22 protein-coding genes and 2 other annotated features are annotated in these 18766 nt (G+C 31.1%); of the genes, 2 read left to right on the top strand and 20 right to left on the bottom strand.

Features of this window, described 5'->3' with window-relative positions:
• Positions 1 to 10 precede the first annotated feature (10 nt).
• The 13 genes from tgt to HMPREF2881_RS04970 all read right to left on the bottom strand — a co-directional run bounded on the left by tgt (position 11) and on the right by HMPREF2881_RS04970 (position 9014).
• Positions 11 to 1150, bottom strand: coding sequence for a tRNA guanosine(34) transglycosylase Tgt (gene tgt / locus HMPREF2881_RS05025; RefSeq protein WP_002449000.1), 1140 nt, complete (start codon positions 1148 to 1150; stop codon positions 11 to 13).
• A 19-nt stretch (positions 1151 to 1169) separates the two neighbouring features.
• A complete protein-coding gene (queA, locus tag HMPREF2881_RS05020; RefSeq protein WP_002448945.1) occupies positions 1170 to 2195 on the bottom strand; it encodes a tRNA preQ1(34) S-adenosylmethionine ribosyltransferase-isomerase QueA in 1026 nt (341 codons plus the stop codon).
• Between the two features lie 9 nt (positions 2196 to 2204).
• Positions 2205 to 3200: a Holliday junction branch migration DNA helicase RuvB gene (ruvB, locus tag HMPREF2881_RS05015; protein WP_002448957.1), complete on the bottom strand. Its 996-nt coding sequence runs from the start codon at positions 3198 to 3200 to the stop codon at positions 2205 to 2207.
• Between the two features lie 29 nt (positions 3201 to 3229).
• Positions 3230 to 3835 (bottom strand): Holliday junction branch migration protein RuvA, encoded by a 606-nt coding sequence (ruvA, locus tag HMPREF2881_RS05010; RefSeq protein ID WP_002448949.1) that lies wholly within the window; start codon positions 3833 to 3835, stop codon positions 3230 to 3232.
• Positions 3836 to 3846: 11 nt separating this feature from the next.
• The gene (locus HMPREF2881_RS05005; RefSeq protein WP_002448936.1) at positions 3847 to 4302 is read right to left on the bottom strand and encodes an ACT domain-containing protein; all 456 of its coding nucleotides are present in this window, start codon (positions 4300 to 4302) and stop codon (positions 3847 to 3849) included.
• Positions 4303 to 4314: 12 nt separating this feature from the next.
• A complete protein-coding gene (obgE, locus tag HMPREF2881_RS05000; RefSeq protein WP_002448940.1) occupies positions 4315 to 5607 on the bottom strand; it encodes a GTPase ObgE in 1293 nt (430 codons plus the stop codon).
• Positions 5608 to 5750: 143 nt separating this feature from the next.
• A complete protein-coding gene (rpmA, locus tag HMPREF2881_RS04995) occupies positions 5751 to 6035 on the bottom strand; it encodes a 50S ribosomal protein L27 (protein WP_002449010.1) in 285 nt (94 codons plus the stop codon).
• Positions 6036 to 6046: 11 nt separating this feature from the next.
• On the bottom strand, positions 6047 to 6367 hold the full coding sequence (locus HMPREF2881_RS04990) for a ribosomal-processing cysteine protease Prp (protein WP_002448953.1): 321 nt from the start codon (positions 6365 to 6367) through the stop codon (positions 6047 to 6049).
• A 2-nt stretch (positions 6368 to 6369) separates the two neighbouring features.
• Complete coding sequence (gene rplU / locus HMPREF2881_RS04985) at positions 6370 to 6678, bottom strand: 50S ribosomal protein L21 (RefSeq protein ID WP_002448968.1); 309 nt, start codon at positions 6676 to 6678, stop codon at positions 6370 to 6372.
• 13 nt (positions 6679 to 6691) lie between these two features.
• Positions 6692 to 6776: a sequence feature (ribosomal protein L21 leader region), on the bottom strand.
• 54 nt (positions 6777 to 6830) lie between these two features.
• Positions 6831 to 7331 (bottom strand): rod shape-determining protein MreD, encoded by a 501-nt coding sequence (mreD, locus tag HMPREF2881_RS04980; protein ID WP_002448950.1) that lies wholly within the window; start codon positions 7329 to 7331, stop codon positions 6831 to 6833.
• The gene (gene mreC, locus HMPREF2881_RS04975) at positions 7331 to 8164 is read right to left on the bottom strand and encodes a rod shape-determining protein MreC (RefSeq protein ID WP_002448929.1); all 834 of its coding nucleotides are present in this window, start codon (positions 8162 to 8164) and stop codon (positions 7331 to 7333) included. Before mreC ends, mreD begins: the two co-directional genes overlap by 1 nt.
• Positions 8165 to 8334: 170 nt before the next feature.
• Positions 8335 to 8463 carry a hypothetical protein gene (locus tag HMPREF2881_RS12040; protein WP_002448962.1) on the bottom strand — a complete coding sequence of 43 codons (129 nt, stop codon included), beginning with the start codon at positions 8461 to 8463 and terminating at the stop codon, positions 8335 to 8337.
• A gap of 80 nt (positions 8464 to 8543) precedes the next feature.
• Positions 8544 to 9014, bottom strand: a complete 471-nt coding sequence (locus tag HMPREF2881_RS04970) for a DUF4930 family protein (protein WP_002448941.1) — start codon at positions 9012 to 9014, stop codon at positions 8544 to 8546.
• Positions 9015 to 9181: 167 nt separating this feature from the next.
• Between HMPREF2881_RS04970 and HMPREF2881_RS04965 the strand changes: the two genes are divergently transcribed.
• The gene (locus HMPREF2881_RS04965; protein WP_002448979.1) at positions 9182 to 9361 is read left to right on the top strand and encodes a hypothetical protein; all 180 of its coding nucleotides are present in this window, start codon (positions 9182 to 9184) and stop codon (positions 9359 to 9361) included.
• Between the two features lie 91 nt (positions 9362 to 9452).
• Here HMPREF2881_RS04965 and HMPREF2881_RS04960 read toward each other — a convergent pair whose 3' ends face one another.
• The 5 genes from HMPREF2881_RS04960 to HMPREF2881_RS04945 form a co-directional block, all read right to left on the bottom strand.
• The gene (locus HMPREF2881_RS04960) at positions 9453 to 9734 is read right to left on the bottom strand and encodes a hypothetical protein (RefSeq protein ID WP_002448966.1); all 282 of its coding nucleotides are present in this window, start codon (positions 9732 to 9734) and stop codon (positions 9453 to 9455) included.
• A gap of 77 nt (positions 9735 to 9811) precedes the next feature.
• On the bottom strand, positions 9812 to 10489 hold the full coding sequence (radC, locus tag HMPREF2881_RS04955; protein ID WP_002448999.1) for a RadC family protein: 678 nt from the start codon (positions 10487 to 10489) through the stop codon (positions 9812 to 9814).
• A gap of 23 nt (positions 10490 to 10512) precedes the next feature.
• The gene (locus tag HMPREF2881_RS11470) at positions 10513 to 11202 is read right to left on the bottom strand and encodes a prepilin peptidase (protein WP_002487997.1); all 690 of its coding nucleotides are present in this window, start codon (positions 11200 to 11202) and stop codon (positions 10513 to 10515) included.
• Positions 11203 to 11451: 249 nt separating this feature from the next.
• Positions 11452 to 12720 carry a bifunctional folylpolyglutamate synthase/dihydrofolate synthase gene (locus HMPREF2881_RS04950; protein ID WP_002449007.1) on the bottom strand — a complete coding sequence of 423 codons (1269 nt, stop codon included), beginning with the start codon at positions 12718 to 12720 and terminating at the stop codon, positions 11452 to 11454.
• Positions 12721 to 12731: 11 nt separating this feature from the next.
• Positions 12732 to 15362, bottom strand: coding sequence for a valine--tRNA ligase (locus HMPREF2881_RS04945; protein ID WP_002449015.1), 2631 nt, complete (start codon positions 15360 to 15362; stop codon positions 12732 to 12734).
• 39 nt (positions 15363 to 15401) lie between these two features.
• Positions 15402 to 15628: a binding site (T-box leader), on the bottom strand.
• A 58-nt stretch (positions 15629 to 15686) separates the two neighbouring features.
• Between HMPREF2881_RS04945 and HMPREF2881_RS04940 the strand changes: the two genes are divergently transcribed.
• Positions 15687 to 16244 (top strand): DNA-3-methyladenine glycosylase I, encoded by a 558-nt coding sequence (locus tag HMPREF2881_RS04940; protein ID WP_002448956.1) that lies wholly within the window; start codon positions 15687 to 15689, stop codon positions 16242 to 16244.
• 48 nt (positions 16245 to 16292) lie between these two features.
• Here HMPREF2881_RS04940 and HMPREF2881_RS04935 read toward each other — a convergent pair whose 3' ends face one another.
• Both HMPREF2881_RS04935 and hemL read right to left on the bottom strand, forming a co-directional pair.
• Positions 16293 to 17363: an AbrB family transcriptional regulator gene (locus HMPREF2881_RS04935; RefSeq protein ID WP_002449008.1), complete on the bottom strand. Its 1071-nt coding sequence runs from the start codon at positions 17361 to 17363 to the stop codon at positions 16293 to 16295.
• A 103-nt stretch (positions 17364 to 17466) separates the two neighbouring features.
• Positions 17467 to 18750: a glutamate-1-semialdehyde 2,1-aminomutase gene (gene hemL / locus HMPREF2881_RS04930; protein WP_002449004.1), complete on the bottom strand. Its 1284-nt coding sequence runs from the start codon at positions 18748 to 18750 to the stop codon at positions 17467 to 17469.
• Positions 18751 to 18766 lie beyond the last annotated feature (16 nt).

The raw sequence follows: 18766 nt of genomic DNA, 5'->3' as shown, positions 1-18766 counted from the left end.
GTTCTCCTTATTAAAAGTTTTTAGGGTTCTCTACATTTAGCCCATATTGTTCGAAAAATTCTTCTTTAAAATCTAATAAACGATCTTCTCGAATGGCCTGTCTAATATCTTCCATTAATTTTAGCAGAAAATGTAAATTATGAATAGTAGTAAGACGGATACCAAACGTTTCCTCTGCTTTAATTAGGTGTCTAATATATGCACGTGTATAATTCTTACAAGTATAGCAATCACAATTCTCATCTATAGGACTAAAATCATCTGCATATTTAGCATTTTTTATAACCAATCGTCCTTGAGATGTCATACATGTTCCATTTCTAGCTATGCGTGTTGGCAACACACAATCAAACATATCCATGCCGCGAATGCTACATTCTATTAACGCATCAGGTGATCCTACTCCCATTAAGTATCTTGGTTTATCTTCTGGCATAAATTGAACCGTATGGTCAACCATATCGTACATCACTGGTTTTGGTTCACCTACAGATAAACCACCAATAGCATATCCAGGAAAATCCAATGATACAAGTTCTTTAGCACTTTGTTCTCTTAAGTCTTTGTACTCTCCACCTTGTATAATACCAAATAATGCTTGGTCTTCTGGACGTTGATGTGCTTCAAGACATCGTTTAGCCCATCTCGTTGTACGTTCAATTGAATCTTTTACATATTTATATTCGGCAGGCATAGGTGGACACTCATCAAATGCCATCATAATATCTGAACCTAAGTCATTTTGAATTTGCATTGATTTTTCTGGACTTAAAAACAACTTAGAGCCATTTGTATGATGTCTAAATTCGACACCCTCTTCTGATATTTTTCTAAGATTACTCAAGCTAAATACTTGGAAACCACCAGAATCTGTAAGAATAGGGCCATCCCAATTCATGAACTTATGTAAGCCCCCAGCTTGTTTGATAATATCATTTCCAGGTTGTAACCACAAATGATATGTATTTCCTAATATAATTTTAGCTTCAATTTGTCTTAACTCTTCTGGACTCATTGTTTTAACTGTTGCTTTCGTACCTACTGGCATAAACATGGGTGTCTCAAATGAGCCGTGGGGTGTATGAATAATCCCTAAACGTGCACCTGATTGCTTACAAGTTTTAATGTGCTCATAAGTTACTGCTGGCATAATCTGTACCTCTCATTCATTAAATTATTAACATTGCATCTCCAAAACTAAAGAATCTATATTTAAGTTTTACCGCTTCTTTATAAGCATTCAAAATATATTCTCGACTACTAAAAGCAGAGACTAACATCACTAATGTTGATTTGGGCAAATGAAAATTAGTAATTAACCCATCAATTGCTTTATATTCAAAACCTGGATAAATAAATATATCTGTCCAACCACTTGTGGCAACAAATTGTTCATGATCACGACGAATGGTTTCTAACGTTCTAGTAGACGTTGTACCTACAGAAATAATTCTATGCCCATTTTCTTTAGTTTTATTCAGAATATCTGCCGTTTCTTTAGTCATTTGATAGTATTCACTATGCATTTCATGATCATTAATATCCTCCACGCTTACTGGTCTAAAGGTACCTAGGCCAACGTGTAGTGTAATAAATGCAATATTGACACCTTTATCTTTTATTTTCTGTAAAAGCTCATCTGTAAAATGTAACCCTGCAGTAGGCGCTGCAGCGGAACCATTTTCTTTAGCATATACAGTTTGATATCTATCCGGATCGTCTAAACGTTCTTTAATATAAGGTGGTAAAGGCATTTCACCTAACTCATCTAAGCGTTCTTCTAAAATACCTTCAAAATGTAGACGCATAATACGCCCACCTTGTTCTAATTCTTTTATACATTCAGCAATGATTTTGCCGTTACCAAATGATAAAGTATTACCTACTTTAATACGTTTTGCTGGTTTTAATAACACTTCCCAGTCATTGTCCTCTATCCTAGTAAGCATTAACATTTCTACCTTTGCACCTGTTTCTTCTTTCAAACCGAATAAACGCGCTGGCATAACACGTGTGTCATTTAACACTAATGTATCTCCAGTTTCAAAATAATCCATAATATCTGTAAAGTGTTTATGTGCAATATTTCCAGTCTTTCTACCTAGCACAAGTAATCTACTTTGATCTCTATTTTTTAAAGGTGTCTGAGCAATCAATGATTCAGGTAAATGATAATCAAACTCCTCAACGTTCATATTATTCCCTCATTCTTTAGTTTTTTTGAAATGTTCATAGGCAAATGGTGTTGCTTTTCTACCTCTTGGTGTTCGTTCTATAAATCCTTTTTGTATTAAAAAGGGTTCATAGACATCTTCGATTGTAATACGTTCTTCTCCAATTGACACTGCTATCGTATCCAGTCCCACAGGGCCTCCATTATATTGATTAATAATACAATTCATCATTTTATGATCAATGTAATCTAAGCCTTCATCATCCACTTGTAATAAGTTTAAAGCTTGCTTTGTTGTTTCGATATAAATTTGTTCATCTTCATTTACTTGTTGAAAATCTCTTACTCTTTTTAGTAGTCGATTTGCAACACGAGGTGTTCCTCTTGAACGCTTAGCAAGCTCAACTGCACTTTCATCATCAATTTTTGTACCTAATACTTCAGCAGTTCGAATAATGATTTCTTTTAAATCTGATTCCGAATAGTACTCTAATCTTAAATGGACACCAAATCGATCTCTTAAAGGGCCTGTTAAACTTCCAGCACGTGTTGTCGCACCTACTAGAGTAAAAGGTGGTAAATCAATACGTATACTACGTGCTTCATCACCTTTACCGATAATAATATCTAAGAAAAAATCCTCCATAGCAGAGTATAAAACTTCTTCTACTACACTACTTAAGCGATGAATTTCATCAATAAATAAAACATCGCCAGGTTGTAACCCAGATAAAATTGCCGCTAAATCTCCAGGTCGCTCTAATGATGGACCAGATACAGTTCTTATATTGACTTCCATTTCATTAGCAATAATATTTGAAAGTGTCGTTTTACCTAATCCTGGAGGGCCAAAAAGTAATACATGATCTAATGGCTCATCCCTTAGTTTAGCCGCTTTTATAAAAATTTCTAAATTGTTCTTTATTGATGATTGCCCAATATATTGTTTTAATTTAGTTGGTCTGAGTGAGAATTCAAAAGAAGATTCTTCATTGTGTAATGATTGATCTACCATTCTATCATCCATATTTATCCCCCCAGTTATCGTTCATAATATTAAGATACAAGCGTTTTTAAACCAATCTTAACTGCTTCATCAACAGAGTGAATGGATGTTTTATTAAGTACTTTTTCAACTTTAGAAAGCTCTCTCTTAGAGTATCCTAAAGCTGCAAGCGCTAATAACGCTTCCTTAATTATATTGTCATTTTCTTCAACTTGTCCCTCAACTTGTAACAAGGTCTCACTAGTCTCTTCTGTAATCTTAACTTTACCTTTTAAATCTAATACAATTTGTCGTGCAGTCTTTTTACCTATACCAGGAAATTTAGTTAGATAAGTATCATTTTCATTTTCAATTGCACGTTTAACTTCGTTAGGTGTACTTGTGGCTAGAATAGCTAAAGCTGATTTAGGGCCTATACCTGTAACTTTTATTAAGCTTAAGAACATCTCTTTTTCTTCTTCGCTAATAAAACCATATAATAATTGTGCGTCTTCTCTTACAATAAGTGAAGTAAAGACTTTACATTCTTGATTTAAATATTTTTGAAATCGATATGAATTTGGAGTTTGAATTTCATAACCGATACCACTAGACGTTTCTACAACAATATGTGTTGGAAACAATTGAGATAAATGTCCTTTTATATAAGCGTACATAAATACCTTCCTTACATACTCATACTAATTAATTCAACTTTATAAACATGTTGAATATTTCTCAAAGTGCCCATGACCTTTTCTATTGATAATGATTGATCTTTTGCACTCAAAGAGAGTGTAATCGTTGCTTTTTCTTCCATTGGAACACTTTGATGAATAGTTAAAACGGATAACGCTAGTTTTGAAATAATTTGTAGTACTTGAGCAAGCATTCCTACTATATCATTAACATAGAGAATCAAGGTGAATTCACGGTGTTCAAAAATCTTGTCATCTACAGGAAAAATAGTATCTCTATATTTATAAAAAGCACTTCTTGATAGATTAAACTGCTTAACTGCTTCATAAATGGACAGTGTGGAATCATTTTTTAAAGCGTCTTTAATTTTAAGCGTTTTAACCACTGATTCTGGTAAAACGTCTTCACGTATTAAATAAAACTTTTTATAATCTTTGCTGTCCACTAAAAAGCCCTCCTATTCGACGAATTCAAATTCTCCCCCAAGTATTCTAACAATATCACCATTACTACATCCACGTTCTCTTAATGCATCATCAATACCCATAGAGCGCATTTGACGTGCAAAGCGTCTTACTGCTGGATCACTATTAAAGTCTGTCATTTTAAACATGCGTTCGATTGCATTACCGCTTACTACATAGGCACCATCATCATCTCTTGTAATTGTAAATTTATCTTGAGATGGCGTATGTTTATATAATACGCGATTAACACCTGCATCTTCATCTTCTTCTACACTAAAATCAATATCTTTTACTTCTTCTAATTTATCAGCAATTGTATATAGTAATTGATCAATATTATCTCTTGTAATTGTAGAAACTGGAACAATAGTTACCTCTTCATCAATTTCTTTTTTAAATAATTCTAGGTTATCTTTTGCTTCCGGTATATCCATTTTATTTGCCACTATAATTTGAGGTCTATCTTCTAATCTTTGTTTATAATTTATCAGTTCATTATTGATGATTTGATAATCTTCAAGTGGATCTCTTCCTTCAGAACCACTCATATCTATCATATGAACAATAACTTTTGTTCTCTCAACATGACGTAAAAATTGATGACCTAAACCAACTCCTTCTGAAGCTCCTTCAATTAAACCTGGTAAATCTGCCATTACAAAACTTCTATGATCAGGTGTTGAAACCACACCTAAATTTGGTTTAATTGTTGTAAAATGATAAGCACCAATTTTAGGTTTTGCCTTAGATACAATAGACAACAATGTTGATTTCCCTACACTTGGGAATCCAACGAGTCCCACATCAGCAAGTAGCTTTAATTCTAAGGTAACATCTAGCTCTTCTCCAGGTTCTCCATTTTCACTAAAGTCTGGAGCTGGATTTCGAGGGGTTGCAAAACGTGAATTTCCTCGACCTCCTCGACCTCCTCGAGCAATGACTGCACGTTGACCTTCTTCAACTAAATCTGCTAAAACTTCTTCTGTTTCTACACTTTTAATAATGGTACCAGGAGGCACTTTTAAAACTAGGTCTTCCGCATTTTTACCATGCATATTACTACTTTGACCATTTTCACCTTTTTTAGCCTTAAAATGACGTTGAAATCTAAAGTCTAAAAGTGTTCTTAAACCTTCATCAACTTCAAAAATAACTGAAGCACCTTTACCGCCATCACCACCGGCAGGGCCACCAAATGGTACATATTTTTCTCTACGATAAGCAGTAATACCATTACCTCCATCGCCTGCTTTTAGAGATATTTTTACTTGATCGACAAACATATATCTCACCTCTTTTTATATATTTTATTAATTCATCGCTAATATTATATCATTAACTCTAAAACGTTAGATTCTATTATAATCATTTTTAAACAAAAATAAAACACCAGAAGTCTTCACTTCTGGTGTTAATTAGACAAAAATTATTCAGCTACTGCATATACAGAAACTTGTTTTTTGTCGCGACCTTTACGTTCGAAACGAACAACGCCGTCGATTTTAGCGAATAATGTATCATCGCCACCACGACCTACATTTTCACCAGCATAAATTTTAGTACCGCGTTGACGATATAAAATTGAGCCACCTGTTACGAATTGACCGTCTGCACGTTTAGCACCTAAACGTTTTGATTCTGAGTCACGACCGTTTTTTGTAGAACTTACCCCTTTTTTAGATGCGAAGAATTGTAAGTTTAATTTTAACATCGGGATACACCTCACTTATAATTTAATCTGATATTTTCATTATATTCATCTTCAATCGTTTGTAAAGACACAAGCATTGCTTGAAGAATTAATTGTGCTTGCTCATTGTTAGTGTCTACTGATCTAATGTGAAAATGACCACCGTCATCATCATAATCGATATCCGGCTTTTCAGAAGTTAAACTTAAAATAGCATTTACACTGCCAAAAAGAACAGCTGAAGCCCCTGCACAAACAATATCATAGCCATAATCACCATGATTAGCATGGCCATCCATAATGACGTCTGTTACTTTACCTTCATCATTAATTGAAATATCAACAGTAATCATAATTAAGCGTTGATTTTATCAATTGTTAATTTAGTATAAGGTTGACGATGACCTTTTTTACGTTTTGAATCTTTACGACGTTTATAAGTGAAAACAGTAATTTTTTTACCGCGACCTTGTTTGTTCACAGTAGCAGTTACTGTAGCTCCTTCAACAGTTGGAGCACCAACTTTAACTGAATCTCCACCTACAAATAATACTTTATCAAATGTGAATGAATCACCTTCATTAACATCTAATTTTTCAACGAAGATCTCTTGACCTTCTTCTACTTTAATTTGTTTACCGCCTGTTTCGATAATAGCAAACATACTTTGCACCTCCTATAATTATAAGTCACGCCATATACAGGTGATAAAATAAAAACATTTTAACGCTTAAACCTGTATTTGAGCGGTTGTATGTAGCTATAAAACTACTCAACTACTGCATCTTACCATTACTTATATTCAATGTCAATCTATTATATTGGCTTTTTAAAAAATTTAAAGAATATAGGCATAAAAATAATTAATAAAATAATATTTAATATAAGTGTTGGGATAATACGTAGTAATATAAAATTTAGTAAATCAAATTCTACATAGCTAATGACAGAATATATAATTGCTACAAATATTTCAAGAATCATTACACCAATGATACTGAACCAATATACCATAATATAGTCTCGGTAAAAAATCTTCAAGAATTTATTAAATATTGTTATTAAGAATATATAACCAAACAAATATAAACCATATACACTGCCAAAGTAGATATCAGTTATAATACCTAAAAAAATGCTTAGTAATAATGTGACCATAAATGGTCTATAAATTGATAAAAGTAATAAATACATTAAAGTTAAATGAGGAACTAAGATAAATGTTAGGTTTCCTATATGAAAAGGAATAACTAAACTAATAAGTGTATCAAGATAAAAAACGATGATACCAATCATTATATAAACGAACGCTTTCATTATCGGGTCTCTCTTTCATTGAAATCCGTATTATTACTTTTTTTCGCTATGTATACATGTTGAATATCTGATAAATTAGCTCCAGTTTTCACTCTCACTTCTTTTGCTAAACCATATTCATCATTTTCTACCTTCGTCACTTCTCCTATGTATAAATCACTTGGCAATTGGTCGGCTAATCCACTTGTTACTACTTTGTCACCTTTTGAAATTTTATCCTTATTATTGATATTACTAATAATTAATTCCTGAGTTTTATTATCATAGTGATCAATTAATCCAAAAACATTTTTAGAATGATGTTGAATATTGACTGATAGTTTTCCAGCTCTTGTACTCGTAGAAAGTAAATCAACTTGAGAAGAAAATTGATTCACTCTAGTTACTCTTCCAATTAAACCATCACTAGTAAACACTGCCATATTATTGCTTACACCAGCTTTTTTACCTTTATCAATAATCACTGTATTCATCCATTGATCTGGATTACGTGCTATGATGGCACCTGAAATTGCATCGTATTTTGAAGCATCAGTCATATCAAGTTCTTTTTTTAAGTTTTTATTTTCAGCTTCTAATGCTTCGTTTTTTGCTTTTAATTGATTAACTTCATTATGATTTGATTTGTTAGATTTTAAGAAGTTACCTATAGCTCCAGTCACAAAGTTTACCGGGTAACTAATTACTCTCTGACCAAATGACACTGAGTCCCCCACATATTGCTCAGGAGGTGATTGAGTTTGTGAACGAATGGACAAACCAATCAATGCAATAAAAATAATTATTGCACAAAAAACAACAATTAACTTGTTATTTTTAAAAAAATTTAACACTCATAACACCTCTACTATTTATTTTAAACTATTATATTCTATTTTATATTACTCTAGGATTGAAATAAAGAATAATATTAAATATTATCTTCAAAGAAGAAAAAAGGAACAAGTTAGAATCTTCATTGAATTCTAGTACTTGCTCCTATCAAATGTCATCTTATTTAATTTTACGATTTTTTATTCGAATTATCTTTTTTATCTTCTTCATAGAGCGTTTCATCTTTTCTCCATTTCGAAAATAAATTTTGTGCTTTTGCTTGTTCATTTGCTTGTTTTTCTTTAGATTGTTCAGACATACATTACACCAACCTTCAAAAGATTATTGTATCTATTCTAGACATTAACGCATTTATTTATTTTTTTCAAATTATATTTTTTAATACTCATTCTGAGGTTTTAAAGTAATTGATTGTCCTAGACGATTTAATTCCTGTTCCATTTCAATTTCCGTACTAAAGACTTTAATCGTATCACTTCCGAATTTATAGATGATAAATTCATTATCTCTTTGCCCTACAATGTAATTTTCATTATATCCCATCCTAACTATACCTGAAACTTCCATAAATTCTTTTTTATCTATAAATTTAAATACATTTTTCGTTTGACTAGCAGGAATATTCTGAAGTAAATTGTTTTCTTCTATAGTATAACTTTTTCCATTAGTGGGCACTGGTGTTGATGTTTGATTACTTGGTAGAAGCTCGAATTGGTTACTAAGAGGTTGATTCATAGGATTCCAGTCCTGTTCTCTTAAAAATGGGGCATATTTTAATGCAAAATAAACAATACTAAGGATTGCAATAACTGCTACTATATTTTTAAAAATACTAAATACCATTCGCAATTAAATCCCTCCAATTTTAAACCTAAATTATTATAAATATAAAATAGATTTCATCCATCGGTCTAAAGAAGTAAATTAAGTAAATTCTTTAGACTGATTAACATTTTCTTAAAATATATTATAATAATTAATATCACTCGTAAAATAAATTTAGAGGAGTGTGAGAAATGAACATTCTTACAATTATTTTACTTATCTTGCTTGCAGTTATACTTTTTAAAGTAGGATTTGCACTTTTAAGATTTTTAATCTCTGCTACTTTTATTATTCTCGGACTGTATTTAGCCTATCAAGGTGTTCTTTGGATTTTAGAAAATTTTAATGTGCTTTCAGCTTATATAAGATAATGAAAAAGCTAGTTACTTTTCAATGTAATTGATACAATCTATCCCTTTATTAATTCGTTTATGATTGTATTGTATGAAAAGTTAACTAGCTTTATTTACGATTGCTTTGAGACAAGTATTCATAAATTTTATATATTGTTGCTAATAGTAACCCAAATATCGTTCCAGTTACTATATCACTAATAAGTACAATATATAATTGAGTATGCGTTTGGTTAACGAATACTCCAATAAAAGAAAAAGTTGTAATACCAACAATCGATAATAATACAGTATTAAGTGTTTCTTTTAAACGAATTGTTTCTTGTTTAATATTCAATCTCATTATGTAAATAATAGGTATTAATACCCCTATGATTAAAAATAAAGTCATCGTACACCTCTAAATATATAATTAAGGTTTATTATACTAAAATTTTAACAATGAGACTATAAATACTTTTTAACCTTTTATACGAAATATCCCTCCTCTACTAAACTAGTAAATTTTTGATCACCGATAATAATATGGTCAAGTAATTCAATGCCAAGAATTTGTCCACATTCTTTAAGTCTAATGGTGGTAGCAATATCTTCTTTTGAAGGCGTCACATCTCCAGATGGATGATTATGAATCACAATTATTGCATTACATGAAGCTCTAATGGCAGCATTAAAGACTTCTCTCGGGTGTATCACTGAAGAGTTTAATGTTCCTATAAATATAGTTTCTTCTTTAATCACTATATTTTTAGTATTTAAAAATAAAGCAACTAAATGCTCTTGAGTTAAATCTTTCATTTTAGACATCATCATATCTGCGACATCTTTAGGAGATTTAATCTTTACTTTTTCAATCGAATTACGTTTATTTATTCTTTCTCCCAATTCGAAAGCGGCTTTTAATGTCACTGCTTTATGCAATCCTATACCTTTTATTTTTAACAAATCATGTATTGAAAGTAATTTTAATTCTTTTAAATTATTTACTTTATTAATCATTTCATTCGCAATATCAATACTTGAAACCCCTCGTCGTCCAGTGTTAATTAAAATTGCTAATAATTCACTGTTAGACAAACTTTTTTCACCATATTGAATGAGTCTCTCTTTAGGAAGCTCACTTTTGGCCATATCTTTAATTTTCAAAAACATCACCTTTTCTTTATTAGTTACATAATATTGTTGGAAAAATTAATTAATAAAATATATGAGATTGAAATAAAAGGAATAAGTGGGATTTTACGTATCTTAAAACGAAACAAGATGATATAAAACATAAGACCAATTGCACAAGTTAATAATATTAGATGAAGTATAAATTCATAAGTATAAAATATAGAAAGTATACTAAGTAATAAAATATCACCGTACCCTATACTTTTAGAATTTAACAGAAAAAATGTATGTAATAGAAAGAAAATAAATATAAATGAAATCAAATGTAATGAAGAAATATAGATACCGACAAAGAAAAAAACGAGGATTAAGTTACTGTTGATTGTTAATGTTTGAATATCGGTTAGAGACATCGTTATCAACATTAAACAAGTTAATATAAAGAGAGAATAATTTATATGTATATCGATAAATATTAAATATGGGACAATAAGAAACGATAATATTTCACCTATAATATAGGAACGTTTTAAAGGATTTGAACAGCATCTCGAGCGTCCTTTTAAGAATATGAAACTTAATAATGGTATAGTATCAAACCACTTTAATGATGTATGACAATAATCACATTGTGATCGTCGCTTGAAATATTGAAGATTCACTTTCTCTATACTTGAAAATTGATATAAAAAACTAAATATTACACTACACGTAAATGCTAATAATACTATTATACTGATCACCTCATATCATTCATTATAACTAAAATATGGTCTAAGTAAATGGAATAACGAGGATTAGATTAAATTCATTTCAATAAATAAATATATCTTCTTTAAAGCATTTTAAATTCAATAAAATGAATAAAACCTTTATTAAAAATAATCAGTCCACTCTTAATCTATCAATTATATAACTAATAAAAAAGCTATGAAGAAGTTTAATTTGTAACTTTCTTCATAGCTATATTTAGATATTTAACATACTATATATTATGAATTAAATTCAACTTTCGATTTTACTTCACTTATAAAATATAAACTGCCTGTAATCAATAAGCCCTCACCATCATAATGATTTATAAAATCTACATAATCATCAATATATTCGATGTTATCAGCATCTATACTCTCAAGTAATTCTTGTTTAGATAAGGCTTTATGAAAATCAAATTCAGTAAAATAAAATGTACCAGCTAAATTTTGTAATTTACTTAACATTTCGTTTACAGGTTTACCTTTAATGGCTGAAAATAAAACATCCATTTTCTCAAGATCATAATAATTTTTGATTGTTGAAACTAATGCTTCAACACTTTCATTATTATGTGCTCCGTCAATAATAATAAGAGGTTTTTCTTTAACTTGCTCAATACGTCCTGTCCAACAAACACTTTCAATAGCATCAATCATTTTATTAAAATCTAATTCAATAATATTTTCTTCGTTCAACTCTATTAAAGCTGTAATAGCTAATGAAGCATTTTCTTTTTGATGATCACCTATCATATCTAAGATGATTGTTTCTAACTCATAATCTTTATATCTATAAGTAAATTCATCATCTTCAGATACAATAATGATTTCTCTATCTAGTTCAATTGGCTTTGCATTCTGATTTACCGCTAAATCTCTAATGTATTTTAAAGCTTCCTCATTTTTGACTGCATAGATGACGGGTACATTAGGTTTTATGATAGCACCTTTATCTTTTGCGATATCTAAATACGTACTTCCTAAAATATCAGTATGATCTAATCCTATACTTGTCAAAATTGAAAGAATAGGAGTAAACACATTAGTTGAATCATTTTTAATTCCTAGTCCCGCTTCTACAATAACAAAATCTACAGGATGTATCTCTCCAAAATATAAAAACATCATTGTTGTTATAATTTCAAATTCTGTTGCAGAACCGAGTTCGGTTTCTTGTTCTAACGCTTCACTTACTGGTTTAACTCGCTTTACTAATTCAACTATTTCGTCATTTGAGATCGGATAACCATTTAAACTAATTCGTTCATTAAACGTTTCAATAAAAGGAGAAGTAAATGTTCCAACTTCATATCCATTCTCAACTAATGCAGCTCTTAAATAAGCTACTGTAGAACCTTTACCATTTGTTCCACCCACATGAATACCGCGAATATTTAATTGAGGATTATTTAAGTGGTTAAGCATCCATTCCATTCTTTTAACACCAGGTTTAATACCAAACTTAGTGCGCTCATGTATCCAATATAAGCTATCTAGGTAATTCATTGACAATTCTCCTATGCTTTTAATTGTTCAATTCTGTTTTTAACACCATTATATTTTTCTTGATATTTTTGTTGTTTTTCGCGCTCTTCATTTATAATTTTTTCAGGTGCTTTATTAACAAAATTCTCATTTGATAATTTTTTATCAACACGGTCTAATTCTTTTTGAAGTTTGTCTAACTCTTTCTCTAAACGTTCAATTTCTTTATCCATATCAATAAGTCCTTCTAACGGTAAAATGACTTTACCAGCAACTACTACCGCTGTCATCGCTTTTTCAGGAATATCTACATTTGTATCAATGGTTAATTCACTTGGATTACAAAATCTATGAATATAATCCGCATTTTTTTCTAAGATTGTTTTAATTTCTTCATTTTTAGCTTGAATGAGAATAGGGATTGATTTAGAAAGTGGTGTGTTTACTTCTACGCGTGATTGTCTCACAGATTTAATAATTTCAACTAATTGTTCCATTGTCTGTTTACTTTCATCAAACACAAACTCTTCTTTAACTGTCGGCCATGCTGCTTTTACAATTGTTTCTCCTTCATGCGGTAAACTTTGCCAAATTTTTTCAGTTACAAATGGCATAAATGGATGTAGCATTCTCATTATTTGATCAAGTGTATAACTTAGAACAGAACGTGTTGTTTGTTTTTGAGCTTCATCTTCACCATTCATTGGTATTTTACTCATTTCAATATACCAATCACAGAATTCATCCCAAATAAAGTTATATAAAGCACGTCCAACTTCACCAAATTCATATTTTTCACTCAGATTAGTAACGGTCTCTATTGTTTCATTTAGTCGTGTTAAAATCCATTTATCCGCTAAAGATAAATTACCAGATAAATCAATGTCTTCCACTTTAAAGTCTTCTCCAATATTCATCAAGCTAAAGCGAGCACCATTCCAAATTTTATTAATAAAGTTCCATACAGATTCAACTTTTTCGGTAGAATAACGTAAGTCATTACCTGGAGAAGAACCAGTTGCTAAGAAGTAGCGTAAACTATCTGCTCCGTATTTTTCGATGACATCCATTGGATCTACACCATTACCAAGTGATTTACTCATTTTACGACCATCTTCAGCTCTTACTAAACCATGAAGAAGTACATCATTAAATGGTCGTTTACCAGTAAATTCTAATCCTTGGAAAATCATTCTTGCTACCCAGAAGAAGATAATATCATAACCGGTTACAAGAACATTCGTTGGATAGTAACGTTGATAATCTTTTGCTTCTTCATTAGGCCAACCTAAAGTTGAGAATGGCCATAACGCACTTGAGAACCATGTATCTAACACATCTTCATCTTGAGTCCAATTTTCGATATCAGCAGGTGCTTCTTCTCCAACATATACTTCACCTGTTTCATTATGATACCAAGCTGGAATTTGGTGACCCCACCATAATTGTCTAGAAATAGTCCAATCTCTAATTTCTTCCATCCAACGATTAAATGTATTTTCAAAACGTGGTGGATAAAAATCAATTCGATTATCTGTTTTTTGATTATCTAGTGCTTGTTGCGCAAGTGGTTTCATTTTTACAAACCATTGTGTAGATAAATAAGGTTCTACTACTGCACCAGAACGTTCTGAATGACCTACAGAATGCATATGTTCTTCAATTTTAATCACTAAATCTTGAGCTTTTAAATCTTCTACTAATTTTTTACGACATTCGAAACGGTCTAAACCAGCATACTGAGATGCATTGTCATTCATTTTTCCATTTTCATCCATTACGATAATGTTTTCTAAATGATGTCTCTGACCAATTTCAAAGTCATTAGGATCATGTGCAGGTGTAACTTTCATAGCTCCACTACCAAATTCAATATCAACATACTCATCTGCTAAAATTGGTAATTCTCTACCTATAATTGGTAAAATCACTTTTTTTCCTATAACATCTTTATAACGTTCATCATTTGGATTAACGACTATAGCAGTATCCCCTAGCATTGTTTCAGGACGAGTTGTGGCAATTTCAATATATCCATTACCATCAGCATAAGGATATTTAAAATGATAAAAATGACCTTGCACATCTTCATGAATCACTTCTATATCTGACAATGCTGTACGTGCGACTGGATCCCAATTTATAATTCGCTCTCCACGATAAATAATTCCTTTATTATATAAATCAACAAATACTTTTCTAACCGCTTTACTTAAGCCGTCATCAAGAGTAAAACGTTCTCTACTATAATCAAGACCTAAGCCTAATTTAGCCCATTGTTTACGAATAAAAGATGCATATTCTTCTTTCCAAGACCAAGCATGTTCTAAAAATTTTTCACGTCCTATATCATGACGAGAAATACCTTGTTCTTTTAATTTAGCATCTACTTTAGCTTGTGTTGCAATACCCGCATGATCCATACCAGGTAAATAAAGCGTATCGTATCCTTGCATACGTTTCATTCGAGTAATAATATCTTGTAATGTTGTATCCCAAGCATGTCCTAAATGTAATTTACCAGTCACATTCGGCGGCGGAATAACAATTGTATATGCTTCTCTAGATTCATCTTCTAGAGGTTTAAAGTATTCATTTTTTACCCATTCTTCATAACGTCCCGCTTCAACTTCACGAGGATTATACTTTGATTCCATTTTCATTGAAATAACCTCCTAAAATAAAAAAGCATCCTTCCTAATATATAGGACGGATGCTCCGTGGTACCACCTAAATTCAAGACGATACCTCCATATCTTCTTGCACTTATTTATGATTAACGCTCATACACGCTTCTATCTACTATTATATGTGTATTCAATAAAAGAACTTGTGGGCTACCTTCAGTTTGATCATTATACATATTTACACCGTCCATATGCTCTCTTTGATAAGTATCAAACATACTCTTCCCAAAAAATATATTTAATTACTAATTAATAGTATAATAGAAAACAATGATAAGTCAATCTTTTGGAGGAATATTTATGAACGCATGTGCCTTTGGAACTACAGACCCTATTTATTTAGATTATCATAATAAAGTATGGGGACAACCAGATTTTAATAGTCTTTCACTTTTCAAATTACTTGCACTTGAATCTCAACATGCTGGTTTATCTTGGTTAACTATATTAAAAAAGAAAGAGGCTTATGAAAAAGCATTTCATCAATTTGATCCTATAAAAATTTCTAAAATGACAGAGAAAGATATTAATGCTTTAATGACCTTTCCAAATATCGTACATAATAGAAAGAAATTAGAAGCCATAGTATCTCAAGCTAAGGGTTATTTACAAATTGAAAAAGAATATGGTAGCTTCAGTAAGTTTTTATGGTCATATGTTGATGGACATCCTATTGACTTGCACTATAAAACTCCCTCAGAACGTATTACAGTTGATGAAAGAGCAAAACAACTTTCAAAAGATTTAAAAGCTTATGGTTTTAAATTTTTAGGACCTGTGACTGTATTCTCGTTTATGGAAGCGGCTGGTCTATATGATGCTCACTTAGAAGGATGTCCTTCAAAACCTAATCATTAAATATTAAAAGGAGTAGAACAGATTATTTTGAATTCGTAGTTCTACTCCTTATGATTGATTATCACTTTTTTTTCGTTTTAAAAAGTAATTAATTATTGGTGCTACTAAAAATAATATAAAAAATATCCTAAAGATATGAAAACTTGATATCTTAGCAACATCTGCACCAGTAGCTATGGCAACTAGCACAATTTGACTCATACCTCCAGGAGCTCCACCTAAAAATAATTCGTTTAGTGAATTATGAGTAAACAAATGAACAATAAAGACCATCAAAAATGATCCTAAAATTAAACTTATATTTTGATACATAATTGCTATAGCAATGCGACCTTTTAAATCACCTAATAAATGTGCAATTTGTAAACCAATTCTAATCATATAAATCACTTGTGCAAAAGCAAGAATATAATTATCTAAAGTAAAAGTCAGATGAGTTGATAAATTCCAAACAATTAAAACGACAATTGGAGCGAGTAATTGTTTTGTTGGAAAATTTATTTTTGACATTAAGAAATAAACAAAAGCTATAGCAATCATAATTAAAGCAATTTGGGGCACATTTAAAGCTCTTGTTAATGGTGTAGCTTTATGAATCATCTCTTCACTTGATGATGAATTGCTAAATAAAAAAGAAATAAGTGGTACAAGTACGACTACAAAAATAACCCTAGAAGTTTGGGTTAAACTTACTACTAAGATATTCGCTTTTTTATCTTCTTCAGCCATAATTAACATTTGACTTAAAGCGCCAGGTATTACACTCAAGATAGCAGTTTCAGTATTAACTCTTGCAATTTTTTTGAAAAAATAAGCAATCAATAATGATAACGTGATGAGTAAAACAGTCACCGTCACAATGGTTAACCACTCATTTTTGATATCGTTAATGACTTGTGACGTAAACGTAGATCCTATTTGTACTCCAAGTAATATTAAGCCAATCTGACTAATCCAAAAAGGCCATTTAATATTTAGTTTTAGTACTTTAACCACAATAATTGAGGCTATAATGGGCCCAAACATAAAGGGTAAAAGCATATGAGATAATTTTAATATTAAACTCATGATTATCGCTATTATTAATAATATAATATTATTTAGCCAAATTCGCCTCAAAAATCATCACTTCTTTCTAGATTAAAAGCATTTAAATTAAAAAAAGTGGAACGATGATATTATCTCATCTTTGTTCCACTTTTATTATATTAACTTTTAAATATTAAACAATTCTACTTAATGCATTATCAAAAGCATGAATCGTTTTTTCAATATCTTCTTTGGTATGTGCGGTAGATAAGAATGTTCCTTCAAACTGAGAAGGTGGTAAAAATATGCCTTCTTTAGCCATTTCTCTATACATATGACTAAATAACTCTAAATCACTTTGATTCGCTTCTTCAAAGTTGGTTACAGGTCCTTTATTTAAGAAATAACCAATCATAGAACCAGCTCTATTTACTGTAATAGGAACATTGTGTTTAGCAAATACCTCTTTAAGTCCTTTTTCTAATATATCGCCTAATTCTTGGAAATACTCATATGATTCAGGCGTTAATTGACTTAGTGTTTCATAACCACTTGTCATTGCTAAAGGATTACCAGATAGAGTTCCCGCTTGATAAATATTACCTACTGGAGCAATTTTATCCATAATTTCTTTTTTGCCTCCAAAAGCACCTACAGGTAAGCCACCGCCAATCACTTTTCCTAGGCATGTGATATCTGGTGTCACACCAAAATAACCTTGAGCACAGTTATACCCTACACGGAAACCTGTCATGACTTCATCAAAGATAAGTAAAGAACCATATTCTTTAGTGACTTCCCTTAATCCTTCTAAGAAACCTTTTTTAGGGGGTACAACACCCATATTTCCTGCAACTGGTTCTACTATCACACCAGCAATATCATCTCCATAATTTTCAAATGCTACTTTAATCGCATCTAAATCATTATAAGGTACTGTAATTGTGTTTTTAGCTGTGCCTTCAGGTACTCCTGGTGAATCTGGAAGACCTAAAGTTGCTACACCTGAACCTGCTTTGATAAGCAATGAATCGCTATGTCCGTGATAGCATCCTTCAAACTTAACAATTTTATTTCTACCAGTGTAACCTCTAGCCAGTCTTAATGCCGCTAAAGTAGCTTCAGTACCTGAAGAAACCATTCTTACTTTTTCAATTGAAGGCACTCTTTCAATAACAAGTTCAGCTAATTTATTTTCTTCTAGTGTTGAAGCACCAAAACTAGTGCCTTTATCTACAGCATCATGTAATTTACTAATGACTTGTTTATTTTTATGACCTAAAATTAATGGTCCCCAACTTAATACATAATCAATGTATTCATTGCCATCTATATCATAAATCTTCGAACCTTCACCATGATCCATAAAAATTGCTGGTGTATCTACTGATTTAAATGCTCTTACAGGGCTATTGACACCACCAGGCATAAGTGTTTCAGCAATGCGCATTGCTTCTTGTGATTTTTCATAAGTCATTAACTTGTTCCTCCTT

The organism is Staphylococcus sp. HMSC057A08 (genome assembly GCF_001812925.1).
In the GTDB taxonomy this organism is placed as follows: domain Bacteria; phylum Bacillota; class Bacilli; order Staphylococcales; family Staphylococcaceae; genus Staphylococcus; species Staphylococcus hominis.
The sequence above is the reverse complement of the archived record's forward strand: the minus strand, read 5'-3'. Positions and strand labels throughout refer to the sequence as shown.